Below are 22578 nucleotides of genomic sequence, written 5' to 3' on the forward strand. Positions count from 1 at the left end.
TACAATTCCTGAAAAATATTTTTTAAAAAATTAAAAACGGTTTGTAAATTATTTCTGATTTGTCTTTGTAGAAGCATTTTTCGACTCTGAAGTAAACGTTATATTTTCTGTGGTTTTGAATAATCTGTCGATCTGTTTTCTGACTGAGGCATTCGGAGCAGCTTTGTAAAATTCATTAATCAGATCCAGTGAAGAGGGTTTCTTGGGATATTGATTATTGTTCAGAAAGCTTTTTAAAGCCGTGTTCACGTTCTCTTCACCAATTAAATTGCTCAATTCTACCATGGCTGCAGCACCTTTGGAATAAGAAATATGAGGAACATCTCCTGTAGTTTTATAGATCGGAACATTTTCAGACAATCCTTTTTCATTGTCATAAATCTGCTCATGCACCTGGATTCTTTCCATCATTTTTTCTCTTCCGTGCATTTTTTTGTAAAGCATCATTTCCGTATACATAGCCAGTGTTTCGGTTAGCATTACAGAACCCTCTCTATTGTCAGGATTGATCTGGCTGTTTCCCCACCAGAGATGGGAAAGCTCATGACCAGCCAATTCATTGATGACATCCTGTTTTTTATCCGCCTGTATATTGGCATGGAAAACCATATCTTCAGGCATAAAGACTGCAGAAGGATAAGCTGTTGCAGCAAAGCCTCTGGTGAAAGAAGAAATCTCTGCAAAATTAATGGTTGCAAAAGGATATTTCCCGAAATTCTGCTGGCAGTAATCCAAAGTAAGCTTTGCGTTTTCCAGAAGATGATCTACGTTTTCAAAATGTTTTTGATGATAAAAGATATTGATGGTGATTCCTTTATAGCGCTCACTTTTTATTTCATAGTTAGCTGAAGAAACGGCAAACCGGAAAGGAATCTGATCTGCTTTATACCGGAAATAATGACGGCCGGATTTTGTCCATTTCTTTACTAGGTCTCCTGTGCCTATGGCTGTCTGATTCTCTTCAGTAGAAACAGTCATATTGAGATTAATGAAATCCTTTTTTACTACTTCAGGAGCTTCCGGCTTCTTCAGTTCCGTAAGTTTTCCCAATCTGAATTGGCTGCGTTGTTTTTCATCCTGAATTTCATAATCCTTTTGATAACCGATGGTGGGATAATATCTGCTGATCCTCATAAAAGAACCGTTTTCAATAACGGAATTAAAGGATTGATGGCCATTGACCGCAAACCATTGGTAAAACAGGTTGAAATTCAGGGAAGCTGTCTCGCCCGATTGAATAGCCTGTTTTAATACAACTTCTTTAGTGTTTTTGTTAATTTTCATGGTTTCCCGACCCGATATCAATACGGCAGATTCAAGTTTCAGATCCTCATTAAAGTTGATGAGTATTTTATTGATGGGCCGACCGGTTTGATTGGTAAGAGTATATTTCCCTATAATCTGATAGGCGTTTTCTGAAGGATAAAGATTGATTTCTGTGGTAATATCAGTAATATCAGGCTGTGGCAGATTTTCATACTTCCGGAAGTTTTTTTCATATTCTACTGAGCTTAAGATAGCCAGGTCTTCATTTTTAGGAACATATCCTTTCATAAAAAATACTCCGGCAAAAATTCCTGAAATCAGCAGAAGAATACTGAGACCAGAAGGAATGACAGAGATTTTTTTAATCCTTATAAAATGATTAAACATCCATAAAGTACAGATGATACCCGTTCCGAACAGAAGTCTTTGTGCAAAAGCCTTTTCATAGATCCCATAGCCGTTAAAATCACTGTAAGTGCCTTTAAAATCTGAAAATATTCTGAAAAGAGGGTAGGAGATGATTTTCCCGGAAACAGGACCGGACAATACAAAAACTGCGGGAATGGAAACTGCGAGTGCAATGAACTTATTAGGAATTCTGTCATTAATCAGAAGGATCAATCCGGAAAAAAGGATCAAGGGGAAAGTGTTGAAAAGGAAAACACCCAGATAAGCCCTCCAGTCGATATAAAAATACTGATAGGCAGCCTGGAAAACAATTCCCTCAGCAATTAAAATTCCTGTAAAGAAAAACAGCAGGAGGCTGATTGAAATAAAATGCCCGGTTACTCTGTTTTTGGAGAAATAAGTACTGTTTTCAATGAGGAAAAATCCGGAAGACCGGCTTCTCCATAAGATATCGTTCAGAAAATACACTGAAATAAGAAGGCCAAGCAGATGGAAATTCTCTGAAATAGTTGTCGCCATAAGTCCAGAACCGGCATATTTCTGCGGAAGGCGAATTCCTTTTTCAATCTCGGCATACATTTCCATGCCGACACAAAATAAAAGGAGGATAGAAACAGCAGGAACAGCAATGCTTTTGAACAGATACGTAAGGTCGATTTTTACAAAAGAAAATACAGCCCGAGAAGAAGCCGATCCGCCAAAGTTTGCTGAAACAGTTGAATATTCTGATCTATCCGTTTCAGATAATAACTGAATAGGTCCCGATGTTTTTACTTTCTTTCCGGATACATTGGAGAATGAAAATAACCTGAATGAAAGAAGAAGAAATCCAACTGATATCAGGATAAATAAGAGTCTGTTGAACAGCAGATAACCTGTAAAAGGAACCATCTGAATATTTTTCTGATATGAACTCAGATCACGGGCCTGCATGAAATAAGCAGACAGTCCAAAAGGGTCAATCAAAGCCGAAAGCTGTTGTGTCTCTAAAGACTGGGGCAAACTTCCCGCCATAAAAGGAGAGTTGGAAAACAGTAAAACAATCATATATAACACATACAGAAGCAGCCCGCCCACTACAACCAGTAGTTTTTTCTTAACAATAAATGAAATAAGAAACAGGAAACTGCAGACAAAAAAGCTGTTGATAAGGCCGAAGATCAATAGTGGATAGATGTAATGAATGATATTAAAACCTTCCTGCATTTCACTGCCGGTACGCATGATTTGTCCTATGAGAAATCCTGTCATCAGAAATGAAAAACTTACAAAGGTCTGGAGGAAATAAGTGGTGAATTTCCCTTTCAGGTAAGTGGACTTTGAAAAAGGAAATGAAAACAGAATATGGTCAAATTTTGAATCCTGATCTTTAAACAACAGCTGTAAGGTATACACGCTGGCAAAAAAAATAACGGTAAGACTCAGCATTCCGGTCATAAAACCGATGGTATAGGGTGAGTTTAAATAAATTCCTTCTCCTACTGAAAGATTAAACTGGCTCCCGCAAAAAATACCGAGAGCTGCTAAAAGTAAGGCCACAAGATAGGTGAGCCAGTGCTTGCTAGTGCGTCTGGCTTCAAATAAAAATATAGTGTTCATGATTAAGGTTTTTGAGTGAGTGTATGGAAATAAACGTGTTCCAATAAAGGAGTTACGGAACTGAAATTTTTGGGAGATTCTTCAGAAAATACGGTAATATGAAGTTCTCTTTCGAGAAGCTGTCTGCTGATGATCTCATAGTTGGAACTATAAGTATCCAGTTCGGTTTTGTCAATAGGTTTTGACCAGATTTTGTTGTCCAGCGCTGCAATTAATTTTCCGGGATTCCCTTTTCTGAGAATCTGTCCGTGGTTCATCACTGCCATTTCTGAGCAAAGATTTCTGACATCTTCAACGAGATGAGTTGACAAAATAACGATAACCTCCTGGCTGATATCATTGAGCAATGTATTGAATCGGTTGCGTTCTTCAGGATCCAATCCGGCAGTAGGCTCATCCACAATGATAATTTTCGGATCTCCCAATAATGCCTGAGCTACACCAAAACGCTGTTTCATCCCTCCTGAGAAGGTGTGTACTTCTTTTTTAGCAAAATCAGAAAGGTTGACCTTTTCAAGCAGACCCAGAATTTGATTTTTACGTTGGTTTTTATCGGTGATACCTTTTAATACAGCAATATGTTCCAATAGGTCGTAGGCTGATACTTTCGGATAAACTCCAAAATCCTGAGGAAGAAATCCAAGATTCTGTTTGATATAATCGGGATTCTTGATAATATCTACTTCATTGAAAAGAATCGTTCCCGATGTTGGTTTCTGAAGCCCCACAATGGTTTTCATCAGAGATGATTTTCCGGCTCCGTTGGGTCCCAGCAGTCCGAACATTCCGTTTTTGATGTCGAGAGAAATGTCCTTAATGGCTTGAAAACCATTTTTATAGGTAAGACTTAAGTTGTTGATGGATAATGTATTCATAATGTTGTGTTTGGGGAATAGAAGGACAGGCGGCCTTTCGGCAGCGATTTTAGAGGTTTAAAGTTTAAAGTTTAGGGTTTGGAGGTTAGCTGGAAGTTAAAAGTTAGATGCGGAATTTTTACACATTCATCTTCAAACTCACCAACCCGAAACTCGTACCTCGAATCCCGTTTACTCTTTAAATTCAAGAATATCGCCGGGCTGGCATTCCAGGATTTTACAGATGGCTTCAAGCGTATCGAAGCGGACCCCTTTGGCTTTTCCGGTTTTAAGGATAGAGAGGTTGACGGGCGTGATACCCAGTTTTTCTGCCAATTCTTTACTCTGCATTTTTCGTTTGGCAAGCATCACATCTAAGTTGACTATAATTGGCATTTTAAATAAATAGGTCTTGTTCGTTTTGCAAATGTAGTCCTTGCTTAAAGATATTCGCAAGAAACAGACAGAAAATTCCAAGCATAAAGTGAATAAACACCAGTCCCCATATCATACTTTCTACTTCCACAAAGAAACTCGCGATAATCACCAGCGGAAGGGGAATAAAAATATTGTACAGGTAAAATTTCTTAAGCTGATTGATATTTTCCTGCGTAAACAGTTTCTGCTGGAAAAATACTTTGAAAACCCTGGCAGATAACCAGAAAAAGATTCCATACGTGATGAGTACAGCCAGAAATGAAAAAATCATATAGGAGTAATTGTTTTCGATATTCAGAAATGGCTGTTCTGTAAACGGATAATTGATGTGGAGAAACTTTCCCTCTTTGTAAGGTGTAACCGCAAATCCGGTGATAAGACAGAATATAGAGTACACAAAAGTGATTAAATATCCAGCTGACAATACAGAGCAGATATAAAATAAAATCCTTGAAATAATTTTGGTCTGGTTCATGGCACGAACATTAATTACTATTGCAAATGTATAATTAATTATCGTAAAACAATAATTAATTTAAATAAAATTTTATTTTTTTAAATTTGATGCTTCTCAAAAAAACCGATAGAATAATGTGATAATCAAAGTTTTTAATTAATTTTAAATAACAAAAAGATAGAAATCATGGCTTACAGTACTGAACTTGCCGAGCGGGTACGTGAACGGCTTTCAATGGTAGAAAATATTGAGGTTGAAGAGAAGAAAATGTTCAGCGGACTGTCTTTTCTGGTGAACGGGAAGATGTGCATCAATATCAGTCATGACAACCTGATGTGCCGTTATGATCCTGAGCTGGAAGATGAGGTTTCGGAGAAAAAAGGTTTTCTGCCGATGATTATGAAAGGGAAGCAGCTCAATGGGTATTGCTATGTAGAACCCATTGGTTTTAAAAAAGCAGATGATTTTGAATACTGGATCAAAATCTGTCTGGATTATAATCCGATAGCAAAGGCTTCGAAGAAGTGAGTTTTGGAGAGTGAGAATGTTTGAGAGTAAGAGAGTGGGAATGCCGGAATTCAGCAGTCCCACATTCATCATTCATCATTTATAATTCATCATTATCTCCGTACAGTTTTTCTCTGATCTGAATTAATATTTTTGTTGTTTTTTCCAGATCCGGCCCGTCAGGAAGACTGGAGGCAGAATAATGATTTTCTATTGATTCTATAAGGTTTTCTGCCTTTTGCATTACGTTTTCATACGATTGATTGCCTACTTTGATATCTAACAGTTCGTCACGGTTTTCTACGAGGATCGTCAGTGAGCTGGTTTTAAAAATCTGCTCACAGGACTGCAGCAGCCGGATCGTGTGCATCATGTTCTTGCTGTCGTAATTCTGTCCGTGATTCTGATTGACATTATAGCGGTCTTCATTGCGCTCAGCCACCCATTTCCAGTATTCCCTGTAGTCTTTGCAGTACACAGAGTAGGCATCGAGGTTGCAGAACATATAAGCAACAGGTTTTTCATCTTTAGGAATGGATGAGACAGAAACCTGGTTTGCCTCTTCATTTTGGATAACACCTTTATATCCCAATGTTTCAGTGTCATCATAAAATAAAGCATACGTTCCTTTTGTATGGTCAATGCTTATTAATCCGCATTTCTCTTGTGATAAACCACCCCGTCCTACGGACACCCCTCCAGAGGATGGGAATTCAAGAAGCCATTTTTTCAAGGGTACAGAACCTTGTCCTTCAAGAATAAAACAGAAATCCAGAACAGATTTTCTCTCTTTATCGATAGGATTTAAAATCTTTTTGTTGAGACCTTTTGCTTTTTTAATCTGTGAAACAGCATAGCCAGCAAAGGTATCTTTACATAGTCTTGATAGAAAATCTTCAGTTTTCAACAAATCCATCAACGGATGTTTATATTGGATACAATCCTCCGGACTGGCCAGAATTTCAAGAATATTGGGATTGTTTTTCTGCAGCAGTTCAACAAATCTCCCGATTTCATAATACGTAATGTCATTTGTCTCATTGGAAATCTGCGGAATATAGTTCAGGCCAAAGAAATCTTCCTTCGGCAAGTAATACACACCACGGATATCCGTATCAGAATTCTCCGTTGCCAGCCCGAAAGCCCGGCTTCCGGAAATGGCTTCGAAGAGGAGAAGGTTGTTATTTTTTAGGTCTTGGATGGTCATTTTAATTATTTAAATTGTAGCTTTTTGATGAAGTCAATTTTTTGATATTTAATGGAACTCGCATTAATTTCAATTTTTTCAAAATCATAGTGAGAACGCCCTGCAATATACCCGGTTTTATCATCATTAATGATTAGGAATTCTTCACCTCCACAGGTTTCAAATGTGTAAATTCCAATATAAAAAGGAATTGAATCATATTCCTGAAGACATGTATTCAAAAAAGAAAAATCAATATTTTCAGAGACAAATTTTTTTTCAAGCAATGAATATTCATAATTCCCCTCATCAATCATATTTTGAAGAAATTCAAAATCTATAGCAGAATCTGCATATTTCCCGATAATAAACTCAACAAATTCTTTAGTGTAAAATATTTTATAATCATCGGCTTTTTTAAGTACCTGATAATAAAAATTGTCGGAATCTTCTGAAAATTTGGCAAAATAAGTCTGTATATTTTCTGGTATTACAATTCCATACTTTGACTGTATGATATTACAATGTTTAATAAAAGAGTTTTCTTTTTCCATGGATATTAATTTTTACTACAGCTGTTCACAATTACTTCCAAAGCACTTCAAATGGTTTAAATTATAGCGCTAATATTTCCCTAAAAACCCTCTCCATCTCACCCTTATCCGCTTTTCCTCCTGACAGACTTTTCGATTTTTCTTCATTCTCAGCGATTGTTTTCTCCAGAAATTCAAACAGTTCCCAATCATTCGGGTGATAATAAGATTCTCCTTTGGTTGCTTTTAAGGTGATAAGATCTTCTATTTTTCGTCTGGTTTCTACATCGGTTAAAACAAGCAGTTCACTGAACAATACAGGAGGAACTGTTCCTTTTTCTACGATCCATTTTCCTGTTAATGTGGTTCGTAAGCAATAAAAGTAACTTTTTAATTTTACTTTATCACTTCTGCAGGCTTCCAGATATTTCTTGCTCATACTTAAATAATGATAAGAAACCGCAACCGGAGAAAAACAGGTGTCTGCCAACGGGCTGAACAGTTCTACAAACTTTTCATTTGCTTTATATACTATTGGAGAATAAAACCAGCTTAGTAAAGCCGCATTCGATTTCAGCAAAAGATGAAAGGTTTTTCGCAGATCCCACCCGGAGCCGTCCAGGTCGTCTTCCGTCATAAATTCTATCGTTTCATCTTTATCCCATGGAGAAAGATACCAGTCTTTTTCATGACGGTATATGAAACGTATATCATAATCACTGTCAGGAGAGGCAAAACCCCAGGCTCTGCTTCCTGATTCTACTGCAAGAAGGACTTCTACACCCCGGCTTGCCTCAACTTCTTTTATTTTTTCAAGTATTTTTGGTGTCATTGTTTTTGATTTATAATGCAAAGGAAAGAATGGTGTGCGCAATGTTCTTACGTAGAATTTTTGTGTTTGAAAGTTTTAGTGTGAGAGAGTTTGAGGGTGTGTATCTAACTTGCAGCCCTAAGCTTATAAAAACTACTGAAAAAGGTACAAATTCTTCCTCATTTCACTAATATTGCACTTTCTCAATTTAACATAACTACATTTAATATCCATGTTATCATCAGAATTACAGCATAAAATTGATTTTAAGACAAAACCGTTAGGTGCATTAGGACATTTGGAACACCTTGCTCACAAAATCGGAATGGTTCAGAAGACCACTTCACCACAGTTATTGAATCCTCATATGGTGGTTTTTGCTGCCGATCACGGAATTGCTGCTGCAGGCGTAAGTGCTTACCCACAGGAAGTAACCTATCAGATGGTCATGAATTTTCTGGGTGGTGGTGCAGCCATCAATGTTTTTTGCAGACAGCATGGTATTAAGATTAAAATTGTAGATGCCGGAGTGAATTTTGATTTTCCTGAAGGGCTGAATCTGATTTATAAAAAAGTCAGAAAATCCAGCCGTAATATCCTGGAAGAACCAGCCATGACTTTTGAAGAATACCAGCTGGCACTTAAAAATGGAAAGGCTGTAGTTGCTGAAATTGCTGGAAAGGACTGTAATATCATTGGTTTCGGTGAAATGGGAATCGGGAATACTTCAGCTTCTTCATTGATGATGAGCAAACTGTTTGACATTCCGATTACCAATTGTATAGGACGCGGAACAGGTTTGAATGACCACCAGTTACAAAATAAGATCAGTATCTTAACAGAAGCGATAGAGAAATATCCGTCTGAAATGACTGAGGATGAAATTGCTCAAATCTTTGGCGGATTAGAAATTGCACAAATGATCGGAGCCATTGAAGAAGCTTATCATCATAATATGCTGATTATGGTAGATGGATTTATTGCAACGGTAGCAGTAGCAACGGTATGGAAAAAGAATCCTGAAATCCTGAACAATTGCATTTTCTGTCATGTAAGCAATGAAAATGCCCACCCTCAATTGTTGGGACTGATGAGGGAGAAAGCTATTTTAAATCTGAATCTGCGACTTGGTGAAGGAACAGGCTGTGCATTGGCCTATCCAATTATTCAAAGTGCGGTTAATTTCCTGAATGAAATGTCAAGTTTTGAAGATGCTCACATTTCCAATAAATCGTCTTAAGCTTTATAAAATAATAAAGGGGCAATGAAGCCCCTTTTATGTATCAATGCAATCTGTTAGTAAGTCTTGGCAACATCTTTACCAGTAAACATCATTCTTATAGGTTTCTTTTGGATCGCATCCTCATTAAAATTATAGATTTTAAAAATCAGTTCAGTAGGAATGTATCTGTATAAACCGTCATCCACTAAATATATTTTGCCGTCATTGGTGTTTTGTACCAGTTGATTGGCTGAGGTAATATCAGGTCCTCTCTCTCCGGTATAGTCGTTGATATTGTTAACTTTTAAAAGTTTCCACTCTTTAGATTTTCCGGTTCTTGGATCTGGTTTAAAATCAAACAATCCATTCACAACAGACCAGGAATCAATACGTCTTAAAGTACTTTCAAAGACAAGATAAACTGCTCCTGTGCTGGTATCCTGGAAAAATTCTCCGTCACGAATTCTGAAAGCTTTAGGCTCTGATTCTTTCAGGTAGAAGGAAATACCTTCATAAACAAATCCATCTTTTCCATCCCCCAATTCATTCTTATCTCTCGTATAGAAGTGGGTCTTTTTATCACCATTAAAATACCTGTAAATAGGAAAGCTTCCTGGCTCATCACCGTTATAACTGGTACCGAGATCTCTTTTTTCCCAGTAACTTTGACCTGTAAGCTCATTAGGGTTAGTCGTTAATACCAGATCATTAGTTCCTGTATGAAACCATCTTGTAATTACCGGACCGGGGCCATCTGCAGAACCTAATAATCTCTCCTGAAAATAATAGCTTAATCCGGGATAGGATTTAGGAAGTTCGGATGGTAAAGGGGAGGTATTGTATAGATATTTTTTAGTAAGATCACTGTAGAAACCGTAAATAGGATTAGTTAAATAAAAAGATTTAGACCAGATTCCTGCAGGAGGAGGAGTGGGTGTATCAGGGTTATCTCTGAAGCCTCCTTTTGCCAGCATGTTTTTTCCGGATGAATTTAAGGCTTGTGATTCATTTACATTTTCCAGTTCATCACCGGGAGCTGAACAGCTTACTATGGATATAAGACATAATCCAACGAAATACGCTTTTTTCATTTGTTTTTTTTCATGGTTATTAATGGTGCAAAAGTAAAAAAACACTGTATTTAAAGTGAAAATAGTAAGGTGATAACATTCATGTTTTTCATTTTTCCCATTTATCTTTTGATCATATCTGAAAGCTTTCCTAATTTTACTGAAATTGATTAATCCCGGTTTTTATATCTAAAAAACAATGAAAGTCCTCAAGAATGAACTGATCTACTTTGCAACAGCGCTGATGTTTTTCACAAGAATCCCGGTTCCGTTTACCATTCCATATTCCAGTGAGATTATGAACAGATCCCAAAAATATTTTGCCTGGGTTGGGTTGTTAATAGGACTCATCAATGCGGTAATCCTTTATCTTTCCACGGTACTTTTTAATTTGGAAATTGGAATTGTTTTAATGATGATTTCCAGTGTTTTGCTTACCGGAGCTTTTCATGAAGATGGTTTTACAGATATGTGCGACAGTTTCGGTGGCGGCTATGGAAAGGAAAAAATACTGACTATTATGAAAGACAGCCGGGTAGGAGCGTATGGAACGATTGGTATTATCCTGCTTTTTGCTCTGAAATTCTACGGTATTCAGGCTTTGGGGGCCGTTGCGCCATTGAGAGTTTTAGGCATTATCGTTTTAGCTCATACAACAAGCCGGTTTATTTCAGGAACTATGATTTATACCCACCAATATGTTACTGATATTGATGTCAGTAAATCGAAACCTTTGGCCAATAAACCATTGGATAAAATGGCATTGCTGGTAGGATTCGTCAGTGTTTTAATTGCTTTTGCCCTGATTCCGGACTGGCGGTTGATTTTCGCTTTTGCGCTGGCTTATTTGGGGAAAATATATATGGGTTGGTATTTTAAAAAGCATATCGGCGGCTATACAGGCGATTGTCTGGGATCTGTGCAGCAGGTTTGTGAAGTTTTATTTTACTTAGGAACAATGATCGTATGGAAATTCATTTAATCCGTCATACTGCCGTAGAAAATCCGGAAAATCTATGTTATGGTTTTGCTGAAATGCCTTTAAGAAAAGAGTATCCTGAAGATTTTAAAAAGTTGGAGATAGATGATGATTATGATATGATAATCTCCAGTCCTTCCCAACGCTGCTGTCTTTTAGCTGATTATTTTAAATTCGATTATCGGACAGATGAAAGACTTCGGGAAATGAATTTCGGGAACTGGGAACTGAAAAAATGGACTGATATTCCGGAAGAAGAAATCAATCCCTGGTACAAAGATTTTGTCAATATCAAAGCTTCTGGCGGAGAAAATCTCCTTGAAATGCAGACCCGTGTTCTCAATTTTTGGAATGCATTAATTCAGAAAAAAGATATACATAAAGTTCTCATTGCCACGCATGCCGGAGTCATTCGTCTGATTGTTCAGACTGTGCTTCAGTTTCCGCTGGAAAATATGTTCAGTATTCAGATTGATTATGGAAAGAAAGTGATCATTAATGTAGATGCAGGCATCTTTTCTGTTAAAAAGATAAATGTATAGACACTGTAAAGTTCTTTACTAACTAGAATATGATGTTTAGATTCCTACGGAATGACACAATTGTAATGATGGTCTTACCCATATAGTTTGTCATTCCGAAGGAATCCAGCCACTTTTATCCACAAAAAACGCCACCTGATACCATCAGATGACGTGAAAGAATTTATTTAAAAATTCTGATAAAACTATCTTTTTCCAGGCTTTCCAGAGAAAAATCAAAGTCAGCTTCTGCTTTTTCTGTTGTAATCTCTGCTCCCAGTTCTTTAATAAGATCATTGAAAGACATCGCTTCAAACCATTGCTGGTATAATGCACTTGTTGCCATAGTGGAAACTTCACTATTTCCTGAAACATGAGAATGTCCGGCTCCGAAATTCAATAGCACAAAACATTGCTTTTCGTTTTTTGTGACCAGCATTCCCAGAATCATTTGCTTCTGAACCGAGTTACATCTGGCTTCAGCAAAAAGATGGTTAGGGTTCATCATATAGTCGTAGGAAATATCATCTCCCTTTCCGATCACGATTTTATATCCACAATTTGCCTCTCCGCTGAAAACGTTATTCATAACAAGTGTTGGTGCACAGTGTCCTTTATTGGCGTAAAGATATTCAACGGCACCATTGGGAGCAGAAGTCATATCTCCTGAATACATCAATTGTCCGTCACCATGATTATAAGCAGCGTTCCAACCTATTTTTCCTGCGATATTCAATCCCGAAAGGTCAAGATCACTGGCTCCCCACTGATCTTCCCAATAAATACCTACTGCCAGTCTTTCACTATAAAAACGGGTTCCGGTAGGAATATTTCCAACAAACATTTTTTCAGAAGTTGGTAATGCAAATTCTACATTCTCAGGAAAATAGAATTTCTTTCCGGAAATATTTTCATACTTCAGTTTCAGGAAATCTAAAATAAATTCATAGTTGAATTGATTCACGTAAGTTTCCTTACCTTTTTTCACCCATGATTTTCCGTTTCTGACTCTGTAGACAAAAGTATCCTGACCATACATTCTTGAGTAACACGCTGACAGTGCTTTAAATAATGCAAATGGTGTTGCATTTTCAAGCCAATGCCAATCACTGTTTTCCAGTAATGTATTGGTAGCATCATTCAACGGGTTTGAGACTAATGGCTTATGATTTACTTTAGAGAGCTTTGAAATTTTATTAATGGCTTTGGGAGCTCTGTTTTTATAAGCAAGGAATAAAGGCTTAAATCTGTTGAAAATTTCTGCCAGTTTTTTCTGCCCAAAACTTTCAAACAGATAGGTTGGATTAAAATTACTTTGCTTAATTAAAGTAATCAATTCATCGTTTTTGATTAAAAGCGTTGTATTCGTCGTTTTATAAATGACATAACGGAAAAACTCAACAGGATTTTCAGGATAAATATCGTACAGATCAGCTATTTTTATAATGGCTTCTTTATTTCTGATATTTTCTTTTCCTGTGAAATCATATTCCAGTTCCGTATGCAGCATATACAGCAAATCATCAATGGTTTCTTCTTTCAAAGCGATTCCGGACTTTAGGAGAGAAAGGCATTTTTCCTGCATTTCTTCTACTGTATAAGCCTTGATTACTTTAAAAATCAACTTTGCATCAGGAACATTCAATAGTTCTTCAGGAATATAAATTTCACTCTGAAAATTACTTCCATAGGTTGAAATATAATGTCTGATTTGTTCAAAAAACAATTCTATTCTGGAAGTATTTTTTATTTTCTCCCAGGATTTATGAAATGTTTTATTCAAATCATTCCCATTCAGTTTTTCCTTGGCATAATAAGAGATGATTTCATTCTTTGCCCAAACTGCATTTGGTTCAATAATAAAACCGTCATTAGAAATAAATGGCTCTGCATTTGATTCTCTGGCCAATACCGCATTGAATAATTGTAGTGTTTTCATTGTTTTAAGTTAAAAAAATAAGTGAGGAGTATATTCATTAAAAGTGAAGGGTATAGGAACTCCTTTTACCTATAGTTTATAAAAAGCGGGGAGTAATTTATCCAAAAAATATAGGAACTCCCTCTGCCTTATAATGTGTAAAAAAGCGGAAAGTAAATCTGGAAATATAGGAACTTTCTTTGCCTTTAATTTTTTTAACATATGAAAATGACTGATAAGTGAATATAAGCATTTTCATTGTTTTGAGGAGCAGACAGGACTCGAACCTGTGACCCACAATCTTGGCGATTTATAGGAACTTTAGTTGCCTGCAGCGAAAAGTAATTTTTGTTGCTCTAACCATCTGAGCTACTGCCCCTGCCGTTATGAAAAAAGTTTTCATTAACCTTACAGGCTTTTATACCTGTAAGGTTGGTCATTAGTTTTTTTCAACCTTTATGGTTTGTATTTAAATTAAGAATTATGCTTTTCTATATTTCTTCTTTCTCTTCCATGGTGCATTCTTCTCAACATCTCCGGCCATAATACACCCGTAAGGCATTACTTCATCCAAAACTTCGCAAAGTCCGTATTCTTCAATCTGTGCTCTTACGTTCTTAGCACTTTTATAAGCGCTCGGAAGCTCAGAAATATCAACTTCATTGGAATAGAAACGGATATCTAATCCTTCTGTTTCCTCATTGAAAATTTCTTCAGTTGTTTTATGAGCCAAAGATCTTTTATGCTGGCTTCTGCTGAAATTTCTTCCGGCTCCATGCGGGGCAAAACCTAAGTTTCTTTCATTTGTTTTTCCCTGAACAATCAGTACCGGTTCTGCCATATTCAACGGAATCAGTCTTGGTCCCGTGATATCAGGCATGAATTTATCATCCAGTGGAGTTGCCCCTTTTGCATGATAGAACAGATCTCCATCTTTGAAAACGAAGTTATGCTCATTCCAATATCTGTTTTCCTTCTCCATTTCCAGCTTATTCAAAACTGCATCATGAAGGGAAGTATGGTTTTCTTTTGTCCATTGTCTGATCAGCTGAAGGGCTTCCCAATAGGATTTACCTTCTTCAGTATCATAAGGAATCCAGGCGTTTTCTCTCAATGTTTCAGGAGAAAGTTCCTGTCTGAAACGGTTGGCTGTCTTCATTCCTTTATCATATAAAGCCGCTCCCGGTGCTCTTGAACCGTGATGAGTTACCATCATAGTATTTCCGGTATTTTTAGAAATTCCTACAAAAAGGAAGTGGTTTCCGTCTCCCTGAGTCCCCATATGAGAACGGGCAATGCTGATCAGTTTTTCATCATTTAAGAATTTATTTTCTCTGAAAGCATCCATCAGTTCCTGAGACATCGGCATCTGCTCACCTCTTGGTCTTCCTCCATATCCGAAGTGTGTTACAGAATGTGCAGCATCCAGTACCTCTTTAGGATTTATTTTTCCAAAATCCGTCAGCATCACTGAACAACAGATATCAGCGCTATGGAATCCCGGATGAATCGCATTCTTGGCAATTACCACACCTCCTACTGGAATATGACCTTCAGGACCTGTAGGACAGGCATCAGGCATAATAGCTCCACCAATTAGTGTGGGCGTTTTCATCAGAACTTTCATCGTTCTGATTACTTTTTCCACATTATCGTTTTCACTTTCGTCTTCAGCTCGTATGTTGATCATAAAATCTTTAGCTGTTTCGTGAAGCGGAATAATATCCGGCTGTTTGAATTGTACCAGATACTCTGTGATCTGATGTTCATCCAGATTATTCTCGTTGATATAGCTAATGGCATCTTTAAACCATTTTGCTGGTCTGTATCCTAATTCGATTAAATGATTTCCATTAAATTCCATGTTGTTTCATTTTGATGATGCAAAGTAATATCATTATTGCGCAATAGTTTTGCGTAGATAAAGAAATTTTAATTATTTTTACAAAAAGTTATAAAAAGGCCAGAAAGCTGATCCGTGAATTGGTACATAAGCCTGAAATAATATAAAACAAAATTAAAATCTGCAGTTATGGTACTATTAGAACAATTAAAACATTTTCCGGAAACGATTCAGTTTGGTGATGTTATCGCTTACATTGATGAAAATTATGAGTTTACTCCTACAGCTTTTCAAAACGGGGATACAACAAATCAGGCAGGACAGAACAATGGTTCGTGTAAGCTTTTCAGCTTTGCAAGCATTCAGGACCTGACCAAAGAAGAGACACTTTGGCTTTTTGGTGAATTCTACAGGGAAGATGTATTGAAAAATCCTGAGGGAAGTGATCACCAGAATATCCGGAACTTTATGAAGTTTGGCTGGGAAGGAGTTACTTTTGACGAAAATGCCTTAAAGGAAAAATAACTTTTAGAAAAGAGCAAAACTGAATAAGCGAACAGCTTATTTAACAACACCAATCATTAAACACTAAGGTATGTCATCCAATAAAAACGCTCTGATCCGGTATAAAACATTAGATAAATGTCTTAAAAACAAATACAGGAAATATACGCTGGAAGATCTCATTGACGAATGTTCAGAAGCATTATTTGAATTTGAAGGAAAAGAATCTTATGTAAGTAAACGGACGGTTCAGCTCGATCTTCAGAATATGCGGAGTGAGAAATTCGGGTATGAAGCTCCTATTGAAGTCTACGAAAGAAAATACTACCGCTACAGTGATCCGGAATATAGTATTCATAATATCTCTGTGAATGAAAGTGATCTGAAGGCCATGAACAATGCGGTCCAGATTTTAAAACAGTTCAAGGACTTTTCCATGTTCAAAGAGATGAATGGGGTTATTCAGAAACTGGAAGACTCAATTCATGCCACCAATCAGAAATCAATTATTCACCTGGATAAAAATGAGCAGCTGAAAGGACTGGAGCATATTGATATCCTATATGAAAGTATTGCCAATAAAAAAGTACTGAAGATTCTTTACAAAAGCTTTACGGCAAGAGAATCCAATGTATTTACCGTACACCCGCAGCTGTTGAAGGAATTCAACAACCGCTGGTTTCTGATCTGTCTTTATAAGCAGAAAATGTACAATCTGGCTCTGGATAGGATGGAAAGTATTGAAACAGATGAAAGTCTTCCCTATATTGATAAAGATCTGGATGGCGATGAATACTTCAAAGATATTGTAGGAGTTACCGTTTCAGAGTCAATGGATCCGAGAAATGTGATTTTCTGGGTAGATGCAGGAAATGCTCCTTACGTGAAGACCAAACCACTGCATAAAAGTCAGGAAATCATCAGAGAAGATCATGAAGGAACACTCTTTAAAATTTGTGTTCAGATCAATTTTGAATTAGAAAGATTGCTGCTTGGGTTTGGGGACAGTTTGATTGTTCATAAACCCCGAAAATTAAGAGTGAAAATGGAAGAAAAGTTCAATGCTGGTCGTAAAAACTATCAAAGTCTGATTGTTCCTGATGAAAACTAAATTTTTTGTCCATTTTATCTTGGCTTGGAAATTGTATTAATAACTTAACAATACCATATTATATTATGAAATCAAGAATATTTAAAGCATTAATTGCGATCCTGGCACCCATAGCGATAGAATATATTGTTAAAAAAATATCTGAGAAACTTGATAAAAAGGAAGATCAGAAAGAAAAAGAACCAAAGCAGATTACGGCTTAAACGTACAAGTAGTTAAAATTTAAAATTATTGAAAAGAGACTGTCAGAGTTATGTACAGTCTCTTTTTTTGTTGTAATGGATATTTTTGATGAATGCTGAGAACCACCCCGTCAAAAATTCTTTGAATTTTCGACACCCTTCCGAAGGAGGGGAATTCCTAAGTCTTCAACTCAAATATTTCTTATGGAATAGCTTTCTCCAATGCTGTTTTCTGACAGATAACATCGGCTGGATTCTTACGGAATGACAAACTGTACGGATAAACTATCATTACAATTGTGTCATTCCGTAGGAATTTCGGTTTTTCTACACAAAATCATAAATCCCATCCTTCCATCCCAATACTTTAGAAGAATCTGCTTTAAGCCAGTTTTTCAGGATGGTAGCATATACTTTTCTGAAATCTTCTTTGTAGATTAGGTCGCCGTCATTCAGATTCTGTAAATCGGGAAGAGCATTCAGAATGCCTTTCTTTTTAAGGTTTCCGCTGATAAAAAACATTTGATTAGCTGTCCCGTGGTCTGTTCCGTTGCTGGCATTCTGAGCCACACGGCGCCCAAATTCTGAGAATGTCATCAGCAGGATATTATTGAAAAGTCCGTTACTTTTCATATCGGCAACAAATGATTTTACAGCTTCATTGATATCATTGAATAACTTTTTCTGTCGGTCATTCTGATTGACATGGGTATCAAAACTTCCGATCGAAAGATAATAAACCTGTGTATTGATATCAGATTTTATTAAAGAAGCAACGGTCTTAAAGTCTTTTCCCAACTGGGAATTTGGATAAACCTGTTCTGTTTTTTTTGTTTTACTTTTTTCAAAGATATAATCGGCATTATTGATGGTTGAGCCTAGAGTCTGATAAAGATAAGACACAGTTTCATCATCGTGATGATGGTCGTAGAGAGATTTAAAATACTTTTCCTGACTGGTTTGGTAGAGTCTTTTAGGATCTTTAAAGGCAAAAGCCTTATTATTTTCTCCTTTTAAGGCAAGACTCAACATATCATCTACTTCCAGTGCCTGGGTAGGGTGGTCGCATCGGTAGCATTCTTCGTCAAGAAAACGTCCCAGCCAGCCTGTTTCCAGAAACTGATCACTTCTGCTTGCTGACTGCCAGATATCCATACTTCGGAAATGGGATTTGTCAGGGTTGGGATACCCTACATTATTCATTACAGAAAGTTCTCCATTGTCAAAGAGTTCTTTAAAATAGGATAGTGACGTATTGATTCCTGCTTCATCAGTCAGCGGTATTGAATCCTGAATAGCCAGTGTTTTTCTTTCTCTGAAATAAATATCATTTTTAGCTGGAATAATCGTATTCAGACCATCATTTCCTCCTGTAAACTGAAGAACTACTAGAATGTTCTGATTGGGATTCAGAGCCTCATCCAGCGTCATGGCTTTTAAGAAATTAGGCATTAGCATAGAAGCGGTAGCCAGTGAACTTATTTTGAGGAATTCTCTTCTTTTGATTAACATAATTTTGTTTTTAGGGTAAAGGAGATAATAGGTAGCAGATGACAGGTGGCAGGTTTTAGGTTGGAGGACTGTGCTATATTTTTACTACTATTTTTTTATAAAACTTTTATGAAAAATTATATAGTAAATAAAAGGTTGTAAAGTCAAACGACAGTTCACTATTACCTGCTGCCTGGAACCTAAAACCTGGAACCTACATTAACTGGTATTCCGGGGTAGACATCAGGTTGATGACATTCATTTTTATACTCTTGTCAGAAAAATTCTTTACAGAGTTCATATCGAGACTTTGAGTATTCTGCAGAAGATAATCTTCACAGTTTTTATTAGCGAAGAGCTTTTCAATACGATCCCAGTCTATGGTGATATTTGGATTTTTAAAGCTTTTGTTTAAAGCTGTTTCCCGGGATTTCATTCCCATATCGATATCATCATCCTGTCGCGGACTGTATTCCAATGGGCGAAGCCCTGACCATATCTGTGGAATCTGAAGTCTTACCATCAGGGTAGAACTGTCTATCCATGCTTTTCCGTTCGGCCATCCTGCTACATTAGGCGGATAAAGCAGCATCTGTCCCAATAATTTCTGGTACACGATGAGGTTTTCAGGATTCTGAATATGCATAGGAAGTATTCTCATCATACCGGCCATCAGTTCTATGGGTGATTTTATACGGTTGCCGATATTCTTTTGCTCATAAAACCAGGTGCTTGAAAATATTTCAGTCATCAGTTTTTTGATGTCATATCCTGAATTATAGAAATTTGTACTCAGTTTGTTGACAATATCCTGATCGGGTTTTTCATTAACGAAGAATTTATAGATTTTCGTTGTTATAAACTGTGCTGTTGCCTTCTGTTCCAAAATAATATTGAGCACATCGCTTCCATCAAAGTTGCCCGTTTTACCTAAAAAAGTCTTTGCGCCTTCATCATGGAGGTTTTTCCTTTCTCTGAAATTTCCTTCCTTATCATAACTCCATCCCGTAAAAGCTCTGGCACCTTCTCTTACGTCTTTTTCAGTATAATTGCCCCTTCCCATAGTAAACAGTTCCATCACCTCACGGGCGAAATTCTCATTAGGATGATCCTTTTTATTCTGTTGATTATTAAGAAAATTAAGCATGGCTGTCGACTGGCTTACTTCAAAAAGCAGATCTTTAAAATTTCCCAATGCATTCTTTCGGAGAGTATTTAAAAGTTGTTTGTTGAACCTTGGGTTGACCACTCTTGAAGCAAAATGCCCATGCCAGAAGAACGCCATCTTTTCCCTCATCTGTTCTCTGCTGTTTACAATTGTATTCAGAAAATTGAGATTCAGTTCATTGTTTTGCTCCCTGTTGAGTCGCTGCATTTCTTTTTTCTTTTCTGCGGGAGCTGTACTGTTCATGTAATCCACTGCCGAATCCGGATCAGGAGTGTCATAGGTGATCTCACTGAAACTGTCCTCTTTCAATAATTCAGCCACTAAGGTTTTAATGCTTTTGTTTTTCAAATCATCAATTTGATGAATGCCTACACCAAAACCTGCCCGCCAAAGAAGATGCTTGTTTTTTAATAATGAATCAGCTGTCATGAGGAATTTATTTTTTTGATACGCTTTGAAGAAAAAGGTTAAAATAATAACGGGTTAAGGATTGTTAATATTGTTGTTAGAGCTGGAAGCTAGAAGATGGAGGCTGGAAGTAATATGCTGCTATATAATAGCTCCCGACCTTTTTTCTTTAATTCACTTTTTAAGAGTACTTTTTTGATAATTTTTGTTAAACAAATATTTAAATTTTGTTAAAAATAAGATATTGATATTCATTATTTTATGATTTTCAATGGTGTTAAAACAAGAAAAAAAACCTTGCTTGGCATGATTTTTACATCCTATTGTTTAGTAAAATTTAAAAAATAGAGTTATGAAAATGTTTAAACAAGCAATAGTACTAGCTGGTATTTTAACAGCAGGTATAGCAAGCGCCCAAAGTTCACAGATGAATAATATGATCAAAGTAGGTGCAAATGTTGGTTTAGCAGTTCCCGCTGATAATCTTTCCGCTGCAGTAGGAGTGGATGTAGCTTACCAGAACCTTATTACACCAGGATTTGGATTAGGTATTGCATCAGGATATACTCACTACTTTGGAAAAGAGAACAACGGATATAAAAATAATGATGTAGGAGTAGTTCCTGTAGCCGCTTTAATCAGAATTTATCCAAAACAAACAGGTTTCTATTTCGGAACAGATTTAGGATATGGTTTCCTGGTAGGAGATAAAACAGTGGCATCCAACACCAATGTTGAAAGAGCAAGCGGAGGTTTCTACCTTAAACCGGAGATCGGTTACCACAACAGAGACTGGAATTTCTTCGTACAATACCAAAAGGTTTTTGTAGGAACAAAAGGAGATTTGCCAGGTCAGGACTATAATGTGGGGAATATCGGTGTAGGATTCGGTTACAATATTCCATTAGGAAAGTAGTTAGATTTAATATATAAACAATTATTAACCAAAACCTTTTCACGAAAGTGGAAAGGTTTTTTTGTTCTGTGCAGGATTTACAAAAACAATTATTATATTTGGTAAAATTTGAGGTTATGATTCTGAATCCAAAATTTCCACTTTATTTACCAGGAGTAGAGAACAGTAATAATGATAATGTTTCTATCATTGGGGCAAGTCTCCGTGAAGATATAACGATCTTAGGCTATTTTGTTTCCGGGAACGGAGGTCTTGAGATAAAAGTACAAAATAAATATGCAACCAAAGAATACACTTCTTTTTCAGATATTTTAAAGAAGTTTATTCAGGATAACCAGTTGCAAAATGTAAAACGTCTGGGAATGGCAGTGCCAGGTCCTGTACTTGACGGAAAAAGCAGTCCTGCAAGATTGGGCTGGAATTTAGATGTTGAAGAATATGCCCGTGATTTCGGGTTCGAAAAAGTAGACATGCTGAATGACCTTGAGGCTTCTGCCTACGGAATGGCTCTTCTTGAAGATAACGACCTTGAAGCTATTTATACAAGCGGACATCTTGAAAAAGGAAATGTAGCGGTTCTTGCTCCCGGAAACGGATTGGGTGAAGCCGGATATTTCTTTGACGGAAAATACCTGAGACCTTTCGCTACAGAAGGAGGACATTCAGAATTTTCACCAAGAACCAATGTAGAGGTTGAATTTTACCAGTTCCTAAACAATATCTATGGTATTGTAAGCTGGGAAAATGTACTTTCAAAGTCAGGGTTATTCAATATCTATAGATTTTTAAGGGATGTAAAAAGGCATCCTGAACCGGAATGGTTGGGAGAGCGCCTTGCACAAGGGAATTTTGTGGAAGAACTTTATAAAGCGGCAATCGAGGAGAATGTATTGATCTGCAAAATCGCTTTAGACACTTTCCTTGAGTTTCTGGCAAGAGAAGCAAATAACCTGACATTAAAAGTAAAAGCTACCGGAGGATTACTGATTTCGGGAGATATTCCTCAGATGGTCAGAGAATATATAGATAAGGCAAAATTCTATGAAAAATTCAAGATCAGTGATAAAATGGAAGGAATGCTTAAAAATATTCCGATCTATTTGGTCAAGCAAAATCATACAGCATTAAATGGTATAGCACTTTATACAGCTTACTATCAGGTATAAAACAGAGCTCCGAAGAAATT

The 22578-nt window shown here is 36.8% G+C and carries 21 protein-coding genes and 1 tRNA gene; 9 read left to right on the plus strand and 13 right to left on the minus strand.

Going from position 1 to position 22578, the window contains the following annotated elements; genetic code table 11:
• Positions 1-48: 48 nt before the first annotated feature.
• From ACTJIP_RS06465 to ACTJIP_RS06480, 4 genes are all read right to left on the minus strand, one after another.
• Positions 49-3273, minus strand: a complete 3225-nt coding sequence (locus tag ACTJIP_RS06465; protein WP_440704265.1) for a M1 family aminopeptidase — start codon at positions 3271-3273, stop codon at positions 49-51.
• Positions 3274-3275: 2 nt separating this feature from the next.
• Complete coding sequence (locus ACTJIP_RS06470; protein ID WP_077415505.1) at positions 3276-4148, minus strand: ABC transporter ATP-binding protein; 873 nt, start codon at positions 4146-4148, stop codon at positions 3276-3278.
• 171 nt (positions 4149-4319) lie between these two features.
• Complete coding sequence (locus ACTJIP_RS06475; RefSeq protein ID WP_002980904.1) at positions 4320-4523, minus strand: helix-turn-helix domain-containing protein; 204 nt, start codon at positions 4521-4523, stop codon at positions 4320-4322.
• 1 nt (position 4524) lies between these two features.
• Positions 4525-5040 carry a DUF2975 domain-containing protein gene (locus ACTJIP_RS06480; RefSeq protein WP_219072356.1) on the minus strand — a complete coding sequence of 172 codons (516 nt, stop codon included), beginning with the start codon at positions 5038-5040 and terminating at the stop codon, positions 4525-4527.
• Between the two features lie 168 nt (positions 5041-5208).
• Here ACTJIP_RS06480 and ACTJIP_RS06485 point away from each other — a divergent pair, with 168 nt between their 5' ends.
• On the plus strand, positions 5209-5550 hold the full coding sequence (locus tag ACTJIP_RS06485; protein WP_219072357.1) for a TfoX/Sxy family protein: 342 nt from the start codon (positions 5209-5211) through the stop codon (positions 5548-5550).
• Between the two features lie 79 nt (positions 5551-5629).
• On the opposite strand, the gene ACTJIP_RS06490 is transcribed toward ACTJIP_RS06485, so the two are convergent.
• The 3 genes from ACTJIP_RS06490 to ACTJIP_RS06500 all read right to left on the minus strand — a co-directional run bounded on the left by ACTJIP_RS06490 (position 5630) and on the right by ACTJIP_RS06500 (position 8080).
• On the minus strand, positions 5630-6736 hold the full coding sequence (locus tag ACTJIP_RS06490; RefSeq protein ID WP_440704266.1) for a nucleotidyltransferase domain-containing protein: 1107 nt from the start codon (positions 6734-6736) through the stop codon (positions 5630-5632).
• A 5-nt stretch (positions 6737-6741) separates the two neighbouring features.
• Entirely contained in the window at positions 6742-7269 is a 528-nt protein-coding gene (locus ACTJIP_RS06495; RefSeq protein WP_077415497.1) for a hypothetical protein, read from the minus strand.
• Between the two features lie 61 nt (positions 7270-7330).
• A complete protein-coding gene (locus ACTJIP_RS06500) occupies positions 7331-8080 on the minus strand; it encodes a nucleotidyltransferase domain-containing protein (RefSeq protein WP_440704267.1) in 750 nt (249 codons plus the stop codon).
• 211 nt (positions 8081-8291) lie between these two features.
• Between ACTJIP_RS06500 and cobT the strand changes: the two genes are divergently transcribed.
• Entirely contained in the window at positions 8292-9299 is a 1008-nt protein-coding gene (gene cobT / locus ACTJIP_RS06505; RefSeq protein ID WP_428167926.1) for a nicotinate-nucleotide--dimethylbenzimidazole phosphoribosyltransferase, read from the plus strand.
• 56 nt (positions 9300-9355) lie between these two features.
• Here cobT and ACTJIP_RS06510 read toward each other — a convergent pair whose 3' ends face one another.
• Positions 9356-10372 (minus strand): hypothetical protein, encoded by a 1017-nt coding sequence (locus ACTJIP_RS06510; protein WP_219072361.1) that lies wholly within the window; start codon positions 10370-10372, stop codon positions 9356-9358.
• A gap of 178 nt (positions 10373-10550) precedes the next feature.
• Here ACTJIP_RS06510 and ACTJIP_RS06515 point away from each other — a divergent pair, with 178 nt between their 5' ends.
• Together ACTJIP_RS06515 and ACTJIP_RS06520 are read left to right on the plus strand one after the other, a co-directional pair.
• Positions 10551-11333, plus strand: coding sequence for an adenosylcobinamide-GDP ribazoletransferase (locus ACTJIP_RS06515; protein WP_180565422.1), 783 nt, complete (start codon positions 10551-10553; stop codon positions 11331-11333).
• On the plus strand, positions 11318-11872 hold the full coding sequence (locus ACTJIP_RS06520) for a histidine phosphatase family protein (RefSeq protein WP_180565423.1): 555 nt from the start codon (positions 11318-11320) through the stop codon (positions 11870-11872). Before ACTJIP_RS06515 ends, ACTJIP_RS06520 begins: the two co-directional genes overlap by 16 nt.
• A 163-nt stretch (positions 11873-12035) precedes the next feature.
• Here ACTJIP_RS06520 and ACTJIP_RS06525 read toward each other — a convergent pair whose 3' ends face one another.
• The 3 genes from ACTJIP_RS06525 to ACTJIP_RS06535 form a co-directional block, all read right to left on the minus strand.
• Positions 12036-13790, minus strand: a complete 1755-nt coding sequence (locus tag ACTJIP_RS06525; RefSeq protein WP_077415485.1) for a hypothetical protein — start codon at positions 13788-13790, stop codon at positions 12036-12038.
• Between the two features lie 245 nt (positions 13791-14035).
• Positions 14036-14148: transfer RNA gene (locus ACTJIP_RS06530), tRNA-OTHER, on the minus strand.
• Between the two features lie 102 nt (positions 14149-14250).
• The gene (locus ACTJIP_RS06535) at positions 14251-15051 is read right to left on the minus strand and encodes an RtcB family protein (protein ID WP_411267053.1); all 801 of its coding nucleotides are present in this window, start codon (positions 15049-15051) and stop codon (positions 14251-14253) included.
• A 750-nt stretch (positions 15052-15801) separates the two neighbouring features.
• Between ACTJIP_RS06535 and ACTJIP_RS06540 the strand changes: the two genes are divergently transcribed.
• From ACTJIP_RS06540 to ACTJIP_RS06550, 3 genes are all read left to right on the plus strand, one after another.
• Entirely contained in the window at positions 15802-16137 is a 336-nt protein-coding gene (locus ACTJIP_RS06540) for a HopJ type III effector protein (protein ID WP_077415481.1), read from the plus strand.
• Between the two features lie 70 nt (positions 16138-16207).
• Positions 16208-17227 carry a helix-turn-helix transcriptional regulator gene (locus ACTJIP_RS06545; protein WP_180565425.1) on the plus strand — a complete coding sequence of 340 codons (1020 nt, stop codon included), beginning with the start codon at positions 16208-16210 and terminating at the stop codon, positions 17225-17227.
• Between the two features lie 65 nt (positions 17228-17292).
• On the plus strand, positions 17293-17430 hold the full coding sequence (locus tag ACTJIP_RS06550) for a hypothetical protein (RefSeq protein WP_164723343.1): 138 nt from the start codon (positions 17293-17295) through the stop codon (positions 17428-17430).
• A 306-nt stretch (positions 17431-17736) separates the two neighbouring features.
• Here the strand turns inward: ACTJIP_RS06550 and ACTJIP_RS06555 are convergent, their stop codons facing one another.
• Positions 17737-18921 (minus strand): DUF1501 domain-containing protein, encoded by a 1185-nt coding sequence (locus ACTJIP_RS06555; RefSeq protein ID WP_440704268.1) that lies wholly within the window; start codon positions 18919-18921, stop codon positions 17737-17739.
• Between the two features lie 193 nt (positions 18922-19114).
• On the minus strand, positions 19115-20497 hold the full coding sequence (locus tag ACTJIP_RS06560; protein WP_180565427.1) for a DUF1800 domain-containing protein: 1383 nt from the start codon (positions 20495-20497) through the stop codon (positions 19115-19117).
• Positions 20498-20828: 331 nt separating this feature from the next.
• Here ACTJIP_RS06560 and ACTJIP_RS06565 point away from each other — a divergent pair, with 331 nt between their 5' ends.
• Both ACTJIP_RS06565 and ACTJIP_RS06570 read left to right on the plus strand, forming a co-directional pair.
• Positions 20829-21392 (plus strand): membrane protein, encoded by a 564-nt coding sequence (locus ACTJIP_RS06565; protein WP_047377098.1) that lies wholly within the window; start codon positions 20829-20831, stop codon positions 21390-21392.
• Between the two features lie 116 nt (positions 21393-21508).
• Positions 21509-22558 carry a glucokinase gene (locus ACTJIP_RS06570; RefSeq protein ID WP_077415471.1) on the plus strand — a complete coding sequence of 350 codons (1050 nt, stop codon included), beginning with the start codon at positions 21509-21511 and terminating at the stop codon, positions 22556-22558.
• The last annotated feature ends 20 nt before the right edge of the window (positions 22559-22578 follow it).

The sequence above is a fragment of the Chryseobacterium sp. 22543 genome (genome assembly GCF_052044565.1).
Classification (GTDB): domain Bacteria; phylum Bacteroidota; class Bacteroidia; order Flavobacteriales; family Weeksellaceae; genus Chryseobacterium.

What these genes read in the sequence shown, in the direction of transcription:
- ACTJIP_RS06465 (WP_440704265.1), bottom strand. Translation starts at nt 3,273, where the DNA reads ATGAACACTATATTTTTATTTGAAGCCAGACGCACTAGCAAGCACTGG.
- ACTJIP_RS06470 (WP_077415505.1), bottom strand. Translation starts at nt 4,148, where the DNA reads ATGAATACATTATCCATCAACAACTTAAGTCTTACCTATAAAAATGGT.
- ACTJIP_RS06475 (WP_002980904.1), bottom strand. Translation starts at nt 4,523, where the DNA reads ATGCCAATTATAGTCAACTTAGATGTGATGCTTGCCAAACGAAAAATG.
- ACTJIP_RS06480 (WP_219072356.1), bottom strand. Translation starts at nt 5,040, where the DNA reads ATGAACCAGACCAAAATTATTTCAAGGATTTTATTTTATATCTGCTCT.
- ACTJIP_RS06485 (WP_219072357.1), top strand. Translation starts at nt 5,209, where the DNA reads ATGGCTTACAGTACTGAACTTGCCGAGCGGGTACGTGAACGGCTTTCA.
- ACTJIP_RS06490 (WP_440704266.1), bottom strand. Translation starts at nt 6,736, where the DNA reads ATGACCATCCAAGACCTAAAAAATAACAACCTTCTCCTCTTCGAAGCC.
- ACTJIP_RS06495 (WP_077415497.1), bottom strand. Translation starts at nt 7,269, where the DNA reads ATGGAAAAAGAAAACTCTTTTATTAAACATTGTAATATCATACAGTCA.
- ACTJIP_RS06500 (WP_440704267.1), bottom strand. Translation starts at nt 8,080, where the DNA reads ATGACACCAAAAATACTTGAAAAAATAAAAGAAGTTGAGGCAAGCCGG.
- cobT (WP_428167926.1), top strand. Translation starts at nt 8,292, where the DNA reads ATGTTATCATCAGAATTACAGCATAAAATTGATTTTAAGACAAAACCG.
- ACTJIP_RS06510 (WP_219072361.1), bottom strand. Translation starts at nt 10,372, where the DNA reads ATGAAAAAAGCGTATTTCGTTGGATTATGTCTTATATCCATAGTAAGC.
- ACTJIP_RS06515 (WP_180565422.1), top strand. Translation starts at nt 10,551, where the DNA reads ATGAAAGTCCTCAAGAATGAACTGATCTACTTTGCAACAGCGCTGATG.
- ACTJIP_RS06520 (WP_180565423.1), top strand. Translation starts at nt 11,318, where the DNA reads ATGGAAATTCATTTAATCCGTCATACTGCCGTAGAAAATCCGGAAAAT.
- ACTJIP_RS06525 (WP_077415485.1), bottom strand. Translation starts at nt 13,790, where the DNA reads ATGAAAACACTACAATTATTCAATGCGGTATTGGCCAGAGAATCAAAT.
- ACTJIP_RS06535 (WP_411267053.1), bottom strand. Translation starts at nt 15,051, where the DNA reads ATGGGGACTCAGGGAGACGGAAACCACTTCCTTTTTGTAGGAATTTCT.
- ACTJIP_RS06540 (WP_077415481.1), top strand. Translation starts at nt 15,802, where the DNA reads ATGGTACTATTAGAACAATTAAAACATTTTCCGGAAACGATTCAGTTT.
- ACTJIP_RS06545 (WP_180565425.1), top strand. Translation starts at nt 16,208, where the DNA reads ATGTCATCCAATAAAAACGCTCTGATCCGGTATAAAACATTAGATAAA.
- ACTJIP_RS06550 (WP_164723343.1), top strand. Translation starts at nt 17,293, where the DNA reads ATGAAATCAAGAATATTTAAAGCATTAATTGCGATCCTGGCACCCATA.
- ACTJIP_RS06555 (WP_440704268.1), bottom strand. Translation starts at nt 18,921, where the DNA reads ATGTTAATCAAAAGAAGAGAATTCCTCAAAATAAGTTCACTGGCTACC.
- ACTJIP_RS06560 (WP_180565427.1), bottom strand. Translation starts at nt 20,497, where the DNA reads ATGACAGCTGATTCATTATTAAAAAACAAGCATCTTCTTTGGCGGGCA.
- ACTJIP_RS06565 (WP_047377098.1), top strand. Translation starts at nt 20,829, where the DNA reads ATGAAAATGTTTAAACAAGCAATAGTACTAGCTGGTATTTTAACAGCA.
- ACTJIP_RS06570 (WP_077415471.1), top strand. Translation starts at nt 21,509, where the DNA reads ATGATTCTGAATCCAAAATTTCCACTTTATTTACCAGGAGTAGAGAAC.